The organism is Salinibacterium sp. SWN248 (genome assembly GCF_015864575.1).
In the GTDB taxonomy this organism is placed as follows: domain Bacteria; phylum Actinomycetota; class Actinomycetes; order Actinomycetales; family Microbacteriaceae; genus Rhodoglobus.
The window spans coordinates 732,046-743,702 of the sequence record NZ_JADYWW010000001.1; the positions used below are offsets into that span (position 1 = coordinate 732,046).

At 61.1% G+C, this 11,657-nt stretch carries 12 protein-coding genes; 2 read left to right on the forward strand and 10 right to left on the reverse strand.

The window, feature by feature from the left end; translation table 11 throughout:
• Positions 1-3: 3 nt before the first annotated feature.
• The 5 genes from I6E73_RS03375 to I6E73_RS03395 all read right to left on the reverse strand — a co-directional run bounded on the left by I6E73_RS03375 (position 4) and on the right by I6E73_RS03395 (position 4,846).
• Positions 4-285 carry a metal-sensitive transcriptional regulator gene (locus I6E73_RS03375; RefSeq protein WP_197106513.1) on the reverse strand — a complete coding sequence of 94 codons (282 nt, stop codon included), beginning with the start codon at positions 283-285 and terminating at the stop codon, positions 4-6.
• Positions 286-432: 147 nt separating this feature from the next.
• Positions 433-804, reverse strand: coding sequence for a hypothetical protein (locus I6E73_RS03380; protein WP_197123149.1), 372 nt, complete (start codon positions 802-804; stop codon positions 433-435).
• A 104-nt stretch (positions 805-908) separates the two neighbouring features.
• The gene (locus tag I6E73_RS03385) at positions 909-1,472 is read right to left on the reverse strand and encodes a hypothetical protein (protein ID WP_197123151.1); all 564 of its coding nucleotides are present in this window, start codon (positions 1,470-1,472) and stop codon (positions 909-911) included.
• 156 nt (positions 1,473-1,628) lie between these two features.
• Positions 1,629-2,459, reverse strand: a complete 831-nt coding sequence (locus I6E73_RS03390) for a hypothetical protein (RefSeq protein WP_231600538.1) — start codon at positions 2,457-2,459, stop codon at positions 1,629-1,631.
• 188 nt (positions 2,460-2,647) lie between these two features.
• Positions 2,648-4,846, reverse strand: coding sequence for a RecQ family ATP-dependent DNA helicase (locus I6E73_RS03395; RefSeq protein WP_197123153.1), 2,199 nt, complete (start codon positions 4,844-4,846; stop codon positions 2,648-2,650).
• A 95-nt stretch (positions 4,847-4,941) separates the two neighbouring features.
• Between I6E73_RS03395 and I6E73_RS03400 the strand changes: the two genes are divergently transcribed.
• Positions 4,942-5,994 (forward strand): DNA cytosine methyltransferase, encoded by a 1,053-nt coding sequence (locus I6E73_RS03400; RefSeq protein ID WP_231600539.1) that lies wholly within the window; start codon positions 4,942-4,944, stop codon positions 5,992-5,994.
• Between the two features lie 513 nt (positions 5,995-6,507).
• Positions 6,508-6,819, forward strand: coding sequence for an HNH endonuclease (locus I6E73_RS14960; RefSeq protein WP_374189164.1), 312 nt, complete (start codon positions 6,508-6,510; stop codon positions 6,817-6,819).
• Positions 6,820-6,881: 62 nt separating this feature from the next.
• Here I6E73_RS14960 and I6E73_RS14565 read toward each other — a convergent pair whose 3' ends face one another.
• From I6E73_RS14565 to I6E73_RS03425, 5 genes are all read right to left on the reverse strand, one after another.
• Positions 6,882-7,139 (reverse strand): NUDIX domain-containing protein, encoded by a 258-nt coding sequence (locus I6E73_RS14565; protein ID WP_307784212.1) that lies wholly within the window; start codon positions 7,137-7,139, stop codon positions 6,882-6,884.
• A 295-nt stretch (positions 7,140-7,434) separates the two neighbouring features.
• Positions 7,435-9,261, reverse strand: a complete 1,827-nt coding sequence (locus tag I6E73_RS03410) for a DUF262 domain-containing protein (RefSeq protein ID WP_197123155.1) — start codon at positions 9,259-9,261, stop codon at positions 7,435-7,437.
• A 209-nt stretch (positions 9,262-9,470) separates the two neighbouring features.
• Positions 9,471-9,920: a (deoxy)nucleoside triphosphate pyrophosphohydrolase gene (locus I6E73_RS03415; RefSeq protein WP_197123157.1), complete on the reverse strand. Its 450-nt coding sequence runs from the start codon at positions 9,918-9,920 to the stop codon at positions 9,471-9,473.
• Entirely contained in the window at positions 9,917-10,582 is a 666-nt protein-coding gene (locus I6E73_RS03420) for a hypothetical protein (protein WP_197123159.1), read from the reverse strand. Before I6E73_RS03420 ends, I6E73_RS03415 begins: the two co-directional genes overlap by 4 nt.
• A gap of 201 nt (positions 10,583-10,783) precedes the next feature.
• The gene (locus tag I6E73_RS03425; protein WP_197123161.1) at positions 10,784-11,551 is read right to left on the reverse strand and encodes a hypothetical protein; all 768 of its coding nucleotides are present in this window, start codon (positions 11,549-11,551) and stop codon (positions 10,784-10,786) included.
• Positions 11,552-11,657 lie beyond the last annotated feature (106 nt).

Sequence of the window (11,657 nt, forward strand, 5' to 3'; positions counted from 1 at the left end):
GTTCTAGGAACGAACGAGGCGCGCGATCGCGGCACTCGCTTCGCGAAGTTTTTCGTCGGCGACCGGGCCGCCTTCGCGGCTGGCTTCGGCGACACAGTGGGTGAGGTGGTCATCAAGCAGCGCGAGCGCTACAGACTCGAGGGCCTTCGTGGCGGCAGACACTTGCGTGAGCACGTCGATGCAGTAGGTGTCTTCTTCAATCATTCGGTGGATGCCGCGAACTTGACCTTCTGCGCGACGAAGGCGCTTGAGCAGCACTTCTTTGTCTTCGACATAACCGACCATGATATTCCCTCCAACTGGATACCCCCAAGGGGTATTCCCATTAGACGCCTCTCGCAACGAGAAGTCAACCCGAAACCACGTGCGGCGCGAGCTGGCCCGATGGCTGCGGTGGCGGCGGCGCGGCCGGGGCGCGAGCTGACCCGGTGGCTAGGCTGCGAGCGCAGGCTGAGTAAGTGCCGACTCGAACTCGTCTACCGAACCGGCCACGGCATCCAGCTCACTGTTCTGAAGAATGGTGCTGATGCTGCCATCGTCGTGATGCGCAAGCACGACAGGCAATCCTGTGGTGGCGACGTGTGCGATCTCGGCGGGAGTGATTTCGTTGCGGTGTCGCACGGTGAAGGGCACACCGAGGCGCGCCACCATGGCGTCCCACTGGGGTTTGCGGCGAATCGGTGAGTGCGTGATGTCGCACAGCGAGCACGCGGCGGTGCCGAGCATGTGACCGATCACGTACCGAGTTTCGCCCCAGACGCCGCCATCAGCGTTGTAGATACCGGTGTAACGGATGATCGCCATGATGCCTCCTCGCCCGGCACGGTGCCGGAACTCCTGTGTGAGGAGTTATTCGGAGGCCTGGGCTGGTGCGTTTGGCGAGGCGGGTGTGTGTAGGGCCGTGGGGGTCAGTCGGGAACGCTGAACGACCGCGCCCATCGCGCTTTTCTCAACAGGATGACCACGGAGACTACTGTCACGATCGTGATGGAGATGATGATCAGCACCACATTGGCATCGACCCAGGTCGCGAAGAACCGTGCAAAACCAGAGCTGAGGATGCCGCCGGTGCCGCCGTCGTAGAGGTAGGTGAGAAACAGGCTGTACGGGTAGCTGATCGCGGCCGCAATGATCATCGTCACAATGCCGAGGCCTGCGGCGACGCCGAAGCCGTGCTCTTGAACGGGAAAGCGGTCGGAGGCGCGAGCGAAGAGCGAGAAGGCAATCAGAATCGCGAAGGGGGCGGTAGCGGCTCCCGCGGTTGGCGAGGCGAGGCCGAATATTGCGGCGAGTGCGGCAGCAAGGGGGATGGTGAGTAACGTGACGAGCACTCCGCGGCGAAAGCGGTACGGCCCGTCAGGCTCGAGGATTATGTTGCCGCGGCCGTGCTCAGCGGCAGCGATTTGGGCTTCGACTTCAAATACGCGCCCTTGAGCGTGGGCATAGTTGCCGGGGCCAGGGTTTTGATACATCTCTGACACTGTTATCACCTCGTGTGGCGCGGCGGGAGTTTCTCGCCGGGCACCTTTTCGCTAGCTCTCAGGATACCTAAGTATTTCTCCACAGTGGGCCTTTCACAGTGAGGATCTTGATGCCGCACCGGTTGCGTGGCTGTTTCCCGTGGATGGTTATCTTTCCGTTCGAAGACCTGACCATGCCCTAATCGCTTTGTGGGCGAGGTCGCTCACCCTCGACGAGAACCCCTTCGTGATTTCCTGTTCGTCGAGTGGTTTTCCATTGAGGATGATGCCGGGGGACGAGGCATTGATGGTCATGACGTGATTGGCGAACCGATTGGCTGCATTCGCCGAGTTGGTGGCGGATGACGACAACGCTTGTCGCGACGTCTCGAAGCGGGTGGTCGCTGATGTTGCTGCAGCATTGGCTTTCGCGATGATGCTTTCGCGGTGCGCAGCGAGGGCTTTGGCGACGTTCATGACAATCACGAGGATGGCGACAACGGCGGTGACGGTTAGCGGAATGGCGACTTGTTCGGCCCGAGTCGGGAAAGGAAAATCGGCGCGCCCCGCGAGGATGTCCTCAATGATTCCGGTCGTGCCGCCGTTAGAAACGAAGCTGGTGTAGACGTCAGAGAGCAGGCCGGAGAGGGCTCCGAGAACGGTAGCGATGGTGCCAACGACGAGGGCGAACATGAAGTCACGGCCGCGTGTCACGGTCTGGCGAGAACCTACGGCAAAGAGCTGAAAGGCCGTGAGCATTCCGAGGGCGCCGAAGATGGCTGCGATTCCGAATCCCAGCAGGCCAACAAGGATTGCGGCGGCGATTGCGAGGGGGATCGCGAACAGCGAGAGAAATGCTCCGAGGCCGAAGTTGTAGGGCGTGGTGTCGGCGGGAAGGGTGCGACCGTTGGTGTTCGCGGCGGAGATCATGGCGGCGGAGTGGCGTTCGAGCGAGCGCGCGTACTTGGCGGGGCTCTGCTGTGAGAAGAGACCTGACATTGTGGCGACCTCCGATCGCACCGCAACGGCTCCGTTGCTCGAGTTAACAGAATAGCTTTCTTGCCGGTGAGGCGGCAGGGAGCGTACGAAGTGCCCGTGGGGCGCGGATGTCCTGTGGTGGGTTCACTGCACACGGTTAACGGTTGCGAGGCCCCGAGGGGTTGCCGCCTGCGGTTACCCGCGCAGCGTTATCCGCGCAGGGCAAGCGCGAACGGCAGTACGGCATCCGCGCCGGCGTCGCGGAGTGCTTTCGCGGCGATCGTGAGCGTCCAGCGCGAGTCGACGAGGTCATCTACGAGCAGGATGGGGCCGTTGGGCAGTTCGCCGCCCGCCCATTCGAACTGTTGCCACACACTCGCGAGCCGGTAGGCGCTATTGCCGCCGGGCTCACCCTGTGGTCCATCACCGGTGAGCGAGAGTGACCCGAGGTAGGGCAGTTTGCCCGCGCTCGCGAGGGCTTCGGCGACGGATGCCACGAGTTGTGGTCGGCGGCGTGACGGCATCGAGACCACGGCGACGGGTCGCTCATCCCAGCCCCAGTCGGCGAGTACGCGCACGCAGGCGGCAACGAGCGCGGGGCTCGCTGGTGCGTCGGGGGTGCCGGGGGCGAAGAGGGTGCGCAGGGTGCCGCCCCAGCCGAGGTCGTTGAGGCGGGCGAGGGCGCGGCCTTCGAGGGAGCGTTGGTCGGGGTTGATGCGTCCGCGCACGGGCACGCCCACTTTGTCGGCTCCGGTGGGCCATTGGGCGCGGGGTTCGATGGGCACACCGACTTTGTCGAGGGTGGCGGTGGCACGGCTGGTGGCATCCGTGCTGATGTCGGTGGGGTACCAGATCCCGGCGCAGTTGTCGCAGCGGCCGCAGGGGGTGGCGGTGTCGTCGTCGAGGGCGCGTTGCAGAAATTCCATGCGGCAGCCTTCGGTGCCGGCGGGGAGCTGTTCGTAGTCGAGCATGTTCTGTTGTTCGGCGCGGCGGGCGGCGGTGACTCCGGCGTAGCGTTCGGCGTCGTAGCTCCAGGGTTGGCCGGTGGCGGTCCAGCCGCCTTGCACGCGGGCGACGGCACCGTCGACATCCAACACTTTGAGCAGCAGTTCGAGGGGGCTGCGGCGCAGGTTCACGCGCGCTTCGAGCGCGGGGGTGGAGACGGGCCCGGCGCCAGAGTCGGCGGCGGCGGTGAGCTCGGAGATCACGAGTTCGGCGTTGGCTTGGTCGGGCATGGATGAGGTGGCGAAGTATTCCCAGATGTCGCGGTCTTCGGGCCCGGGCATGAGCAGTACGTCGGCGTTGTCGGTGGCACGCCCGGCGCGGCCGACCTGTTGGTAGTAGGCCACGGGAGAAGAAGGGGCACCGAGGTGGATGACGAAGCCCAGGTCGGGCTTGTCGAAGCCCATGCCGAGGGCGCTGGTGGCAACGAGCGCTTTGACGGTGTTGTTCTTGAGCGCCTGTTCGGACTCTTCGCGTTCTTGCGGGTCGGTTTTGCCGGTGTAGGCGCGCACATCCATGCCGCTATCGCGCAGCAGTCGCGCGGTGTCTTCGGCGGCCGAAACGGTGAGCGTGTAGATGATGCCGCTGCCGGGCAGTTCGGCGAGGTGACTCAGCAGCCAGCCGAGGCGAGCTCGGGCATCCGGCAATTTCAGTACGCCAAGCCGCAGGGATGCTCGCGCGAGGGGTCCGCGGATGGTGACGACTTCGGTGCCTGCCGCGGCTGTGCTCTCGGCGACGCCTGTGGTGCCTGCGGGGTTTTCGACGCTAGGGCTGCCGTCGGTGCCGCCGCTTGCACCACCTTCGAGCTGCGCGGCAATGTCGGCGACGACGCGGGAGTTGGCGGTGGCGGTGGTGGCGAGCACGGGTACGCCGGCGGGCATGGTGGCGATGAGTTCGCGCAGGCGGCGGTAGTCGGGGCGAAAGTCGTGGCCCCAGTCGCTGATGCAGTGCGCTTCGTCGACGACGAGCATCCCGATGCGGTTGATCAGTGCGGGCAGTTGGTTGTCGCGAAAGCTGGGGTTGTTGAGGCGTTCGGGCGAGACGAGCAGCACATCAACTTCGTCGTTGGCGAGCTGCTGCTGAACTTCAGCCCATTCGTGGGGGTTGGTGGAGTTGATGGCGACAGCCCGAACTCCGGCGCGGGATGCCGCGGCAATCTGATCACGCATCAGTGCGAGCAGTGGCGACACGAGCACGGTAGGCCCCGCACCTCGCCGGCGCATCAGCAGCGTGGAGACGAAGTAGACGGCGGACTTTCCCCACCCGGTGCGCTGCACCACGAGCGCCCGGCGGCGCCCATCGACGAGCGTCTCGATCGCCTCAAACTGCCCCTCATGAAAATCGGCAGTCTCATTGCCCACAAGCGTGCGAAGAACGGTCAGGGCCTCAGTGCGGGTATCTGTCACGTGGCTAGTGTGTCAGGGGGTGCTGACTTTTTATCCGTTGCATTGAGGTCAAAGCATCCATGAACGTTGCCCATCTCGACTTGTAGTTTGATTCGATGGCCAGTCAAGCCGCCGATGTCGGCGCCACACGAGATAATCAAACAATGCTTAAGTCACTTGAAATTTGCGCCGGTGCCGGCGGGCAAGCCATCGGTTTAGAACGCGCGGGTTTCCAACACGTTGCGGTCGTTGAGAATGACAAACATGCAGCTGCAACTTTGCGGCTCAATCGCGACAACGAAGAGACGACTGGAAGACATCGTTGGCCGGTGCTGGAGATGGATGTGCACGAGCTCGACGGCAGCGATTATCCAGGTTTGGACCTTTTTGCGGGTGGTGTCCCATGCCCTCCATTCAGCATTGCTGGCAAGCAGCTCGGAGCCGACGATGAACGGGATCTTTTTCCCAAAGCATTGGAAATCGTTCGAGACGCACAACCCAAAGCTGTCCTTCTAGAGAATGTGCGCGGGCTTAGCTCGGCGCGATTCGCCGACTACCGGTCACAAGTTGTTCAAACCTTGGAGGATTTGGGGTATACGACTTGGTGGCAGATCATAAATGCTTCAGAACACGGGGTTGCGCAACTTCGCCCTCGTTTCGTTCTTGTTGCGATTAAGCACATCTATGCCGAAGGGTTTGAGTGGCCACGTCCAGTGGCATCTCCCCCAACTGTAGGCGAGGTCCTCTACTCCCAGATGGCATCCAACGGATGGGGTGGCGTAGATGACTGGATGGAACGAGCGAATGCCATCGGTCCGACTTTGGTCGGTGGAAGTAAGAAGCACGGTGGCCCGGATCTGGGGCCGACTCGAGCTCGCGAAGCGTGGCTAGCCCTCGGGGTCGACGGACGCGGACTCGCCAACGAGCCTCCGGCGAGCGATTTCGTGGGTTCTCCAAGACTTACCGTGCCGATGGCTGCGGCTATCCAAGGATTTCCCGACGACTGGAAGTTCAGCGGCGGGAAGACAGCCTCGTATCGACAAGTGGGAAACGCATTCCCGCCACCCGTCGCTGAAGCAATCGGTCGAAGTATTGCGCGTGCGTTGCGGAAAAAGCCGAAGCAAAGCGTGAATGCGCTTAAGCCCGTTGTAGACGGTGTCGAGCAATAGCCTCAATTGTGACCCGGCAGATTACGGGGTTCCAACGAAACGGAGACAAACGTGACAGCGTTGCGCGATGACTATCCTGAGGGAGCGTATTCCCCGGACGGAGTCTTGTGGTGGGAGCAGGAATTTCACTCAGGCACTCGGCAAGTGTTTGGCGGCGAGCAGAAGTTAGCAGCTTGGCTTTATTGGAACGTCGATGAGGGGTCTACTTTCACGATGCCTGTACTTCGTGAAGCCCTCGATAGTGAAGCAGAGCATTTGAACCGCCGGCTCCGCTCGCTGCGTGAGCTTGGATGGGTTCTTCCGTCATACCAGGATGATCGCACTCTCGGAACTGGCCAGTATCGCGTTGAGGCGAAAGGCTGGTGGCCAGGTGAGGGTGCACGTCCAAGAACTGGCGGTGCGGTTAGTCAGCGCATTCGAAGAGTCGTTTTTGACCGCGATGGCAGCCGCTGTGTGATCTGCGGAGTTGGAAGCGGGGAGCAGTATCCTGGCGAGCCAACGAGCAGAGCCACGATGACCATCGGACACCGAATTGCGCAGGCATTAGGTGGAAGTGATCGGCCAGATAACTTGCGCACAGAGTGCAGTCGGTGCAATGAGCCCCGACGTGAAGAAGGACGCAGACCGGAACGATTCGACGAGATTTTTACTGAGATTCGTCGATTCTCGAGAGAGGATCTACGGACGCTCCATCAGTGGGTTGTCGATGGCCAGCGTAGCCGTTCGAAAGTAGACGAAATCTATGATCGGCTTAGGTCGCTCGGCCACGAAGAGCAGCGCGATGCGGCTTCGCGTATTCAAGAAATGCTATTAGGGCGAGCATGATATTGCGGCTTTTCCATATTAAATTACATGGATGATTAGCTCGAGCTGATGAGTAGAGATCGCTATGGAGCGCTCCCCGTCTTCTCAATCAGCTCAACCACGGGGATGTCGGTCGGCGCCCATTCGAGGTCGCTCAGCTCGGCAGGCGCGAGCCAACGAACTTCCGCGTGCTCGGTCAGCACTGGCGTTTTGGAGAGCAGTTCGCCCACTGACACCTCGAACTCAAGTTCTTCGCTGATTTCCCGAGCGAGCGCATCGCGGAGAATCTGATCAGCTTCGATTTTGCCGCCGAGGGAACTCCCACATGCAGGACGATGCACCACGATGCACCACGAGGCCCGCGCGGGGCGCACAGGATGAGGCCGTCGCGCACGATGACTGCGACGACGACGCCGATCCGTTTCTTCAAAGACGATCTCTTCTGGGTTTTTTCGACGGGCGACCGTCGAACTTTTGCATGCGGCGGAACTGGGCGAGTCTGGATTGTGCGGCGCGCAACGCTGTAGGTTGCCGCAGCGTCACACACACATTCCTCCCGGCGATTAGCTCAAGTTTGGTCGCCAGGCAGGCCCATAAAGCTTGCGAGAAAATCGGCGGACTCGCCATCACTTGCGCCTAAGGCTTTGTTGAATCGACCCAACCATCCTCTAATTCCAACTCGGGGGATTCTGGACCGAAATAGGGCCATCGATCGATCGCCCAGGCTTGCAGTTCCAGCGAACGATGGGCGATCGTCTTTGGTGTCCATTCCTCATAATCGTCGTAGATGTGCTTTGTAGTCGCGAAAACCGTCTCGTTGCTGAGCCGCGCACGCGCATCTGCCCAGTTTCCCGATCCCTTCCCAGCGTTGGCAGCGTTTGAGAGAGGGACGAGGTTCGCCCAGGTGTTCAATAGGGCATTGTGTTCGTCGGGTGTGAACGACAGAGTCCAATCGCCGGAATGGCTTTGAGGCATTACGTGATCGACTGTCACACTAGGGAACGACTCTAAGACATCGCCAGACGTGTGAACTCTCTCGTATTCGGTGAGCACGTAGGCACATATCCGCCGGTGGTAGAGGTCCCCAGATTCGATTGCTTCTTTGACCCTATCGTTCGCGGGAAATACGACCGTGTTGGAGACGATTTCTTTCCTGACGAGAGCAGGGTCCCCTCCAGCGTCTACCCACAGCCTCTTGAAGATGGCATGCAATCCAGTCGGCTCGATACCAAGGAGCGCTCGGCGAACGAGGAACGATTCGATAATCTCTAGGCACTTCACTGCGGCGAACGTGTCGATGTCCCCAGAACCCGTTGCGGTGAGCAGCTGAATTATGTAGGGGTAGCAGGAGCTCGGCCGGTTCAGATCGTTCAATCGCCGCACTGCAATAACGAGCTCGGGCTCAAGGCCGTCGAGCTTCGCAGAATGAATCGCGTTGTAGCTCGACTGGTAGCGGCGAAGATCGCGCATGATCGCCAGCATCTGTTGCTTCGGGTCATTGGTATCTGCGGCATCCTCGCTCCACCGGCGGGCGAGGGCCTTGAACGTTGAAGACTTTGTGACCTGCGGATCGATGGTTAACGCAAAGGGGAAAAAATAACCTGTTTTCGCTGCATCGTCCGCAAACGCATCTTCGAATGGCTTCCACTCTTCCGAGTAGAGCTTCAAAGCCAACTTGGCGTCGTCGCGAAGTCGTTTGAGGACCTCATTGCGTACTAAATCGATGATTCCGAGTTTCACACCTTCGTTGTTTAGGCGGTCGAAAACTTCGTTCGGATCATGTGCGTCACCGAGGCGAATTTCGACGAATTCGAGGTTGTCCAGGAGCACATCCCGGAGCCTGCCGATTCGCGCAACAACTTGATCTTCGGTTAGCGGGGTTCCGGTTTCTGACTCCGAAGTTCGCTTTTCGACGTGACCGAGCAATAGCTTGTAGGCTTTCGCGAGATCGCCACTCGACTCACCTGCTTCTCTCTCTACATCAATATCGAGGTCGAAGCCGTCGCCGAACGCGGATCTCAAAATGTCGTTAAACTGTCTCGTGTCTTTGAGCGTCGGGCGCAACTTCGGCTGGTTTTTAGTAGCGCGCTTCCGGCTGACCACGTACTGCTCAAAGAGGTCGCTCGCAATGTCCTTGCCTGCGTCTCCGAACCGACGCGCGTGGGCTGCCAAAGCCACGATCGTTAACACCATCGTGGTCATTCTCTGCTGGCCATCGATTATCCAGTAAAGCCCGGCTTCGCCCGCGGTCGAAGGGCGTTCGTCGTCGAAAACTAGAGCCCCAAGAAATCTGCCCTTGTATTGTTCGTCCAGAATGGTGTCGATGTCCTCCCAAAGCATGTCAATTTGAGCACGCCCCCAGACGTATCTTCTCTGGAAAAGAGGACAGTACAGCTGTACGTCGTCCTTCAGTCGGTCTCCTAGACTCACTGGGGCCGCTTCGAGCCCGCGCACTTCCGCCATGAACTTCACTCTCGATTAGAGGATTCTTCCGTTTTGCCAGGATAGGGGAGGGCGCTCAGCCGTTGCATGCCCCCAAAAGGGGCTTACCGCTCCTGAGCGAGCTCCGCTTATTCATGGCCACCTGCTTCTTTTAGGCGGCAACGGTTCATCGGACTCCGGCGATCGGACACTCTCGCGCCGCGTACGCCGTTGGCTGCTTGGGCACCCTACTAAAGATTGGTAACGGCAGGCTCGGCGAGTAGTTGATTTGACTCGATGCGGACTGAGCTTGCCGCCGTCGCAATCAGCGCGACCGCGGGGATGTCGGCAGGCGCCCAGTCGAGCGAACTCAGTTCGGCGGGCGCGAGCCAGCGCACCTCCGCGTGCTCGGTCAGCACCGGCGTTCCGGAGAGCAGCCCGCAGTAGAACGTGGTCAGCGCGACGATTCCGAAGTCGTATTCGCGAGTGGTCGTGGTGATCAGCTCGCCTACGGCCACTTCGCACTCAAGCTCTTCGGTGATCTCTCGCGCGAGCGCATCGCGAGGAGTCTCGCCGGCCTCGATCTTGCCGCCGGGAAACTCCCACATCCCGGGCAAGGCTCCGCCGGGTCCGCGCTGGGCGCACAGGATCAGACCATCGCGCACGATGACCGCGCCGACGACATTGATCTGTTTCTTCACTGCTGATCCTTCTTGGCGGCTGATCGATTCCAGAGGCTCTTCTTCTCCGGCTGGTTCACCAGCGGCTCGCCATTCAGCAGAATACCGGGACTGTTGCGCGGGGTGGCGGAGGCGGGAGCGTCTGCCGGTGCGGCGGCGTGAGCATCCGGAGCGCTCGACCCGTTCCAGGTGTCAGGGGGCTGAACGTCGGCAGCTTCGCGACGGGTGGCCAGGGCACTGCGGCCCGCGCTCACCACCAGGATGACTGAGAACACGATCACAAGGAGCGCCGGGATCAGCACCTCGAGAATGCTATTGCTGAGCTGGAGTTCGACCCGGCGGGCGAAGACGCTGCCGAACAGGCCGCCCTTGTCGCCAGCCGAGATGAAGGAGCGGTAGACGGCTGCGAGGTATCCGCTGATGAACCCGAGCGTCACCGCGATAGCGCCAATCAGGGCGCTCAGCGCGAAGCCGGCGCCGCTGATGGCTTTGCGGCGGGAACCGAACGTGAAGAGCGCGAAGACGGCCAGCATCCCGACCGCGGCGAAGGCTGAAGCGAACCCGAAGCCGAGCGACGCCAGCACTGTTGTCACCGCTACCGCCAGCGGGATCGCGAGCAACGCGAACGCGACACCGCGCCCAAAGCTGTAGGGACGCGGGGCGGGGTCAAGAACCTCAGTCACAGCAGGGCCTCCATCGGTATTCATGCGAGCCAGTGCGCGGCTGCGGCTGTTGGACAATCGCTGCAGCGCGAGTTCGGGCAAGGGGCGTTCCCTGCGATCATCATCGAGACTACTGTTCGCGCGCAGTCGCGAGCCACTGTGGGCAGCTCGGGCGCCACCACCGGTAGCGGGTGTCAGTGGCGCCGGTTCCCGCTGCCGAGGCTACTTCTTGGGCTTCTTTTCGTCGAGCGGTTTTCCGTTGAGCAGGATGCCGCTGGAGGATTCGTTGAGGGTGGGGGAGAGTGCGGGGCTGCTCGTTGCCGTTGTCGCATTTTTCTCCCGTGCGGGACTTGGTGCGGCAACCGGTGCGGCACCTGGTGCAGTGAACTCGGAAAACTGTTCAGCCGTCAGAACTCGCACCCGGCCTGTTCCGTTCACTATCTGGGATCTGAGCTGAACTATTCCGATAGCGAGCACGATGCCTACGGCGCACACGACCAGAATTTCGGCGCGGCCCTCGCTCACTCGTTGGCTGAGGACGGTGGCGAAGGTGTCGCCGAAAAATCCGCCATCTCCGGAGACTGCCAAGAACGAGGCGTAGGAATGGGCTATCACCGCGGCGCCGAAGCCAAGCATGACCGCGACCCCACCAATGGCGATCGCGGTGACGAGCGTGCGCCCTCTGAGCGGTGATCGATGCGATCCGAGGTCGAATAGTTTCAGCGCCACCCACATTCCGGAGGCGGCGAAGAATATCCCGATCATTTGCCGCACGCCCGTTGCCAACGCGATCACCGTGGGGATGAGGATCGCCACAGGGATTGCTGTGAGGGCGAGCACGAATCCGCGTCGCGGTGCGTACTGTTTCGCGAGGCGTGCGGGAACCTTTTTCGACAGCCTGACAACGGCTTTATAAGTATTTTTTGTCATGACATCGCTGTTGTCGGTTCGCGACTTGTGGGGGCTAGCGGTGCTCAACACGGTGTCCATTCAGTAGACCTCCGGATGGTGGAGGGGCGCTTTCAGGCGACGGTTTCTGCGCCACGTCTCGGCCTCGCGCATCAGCATAACCGACAGCGAATATAACGCGCGCGAC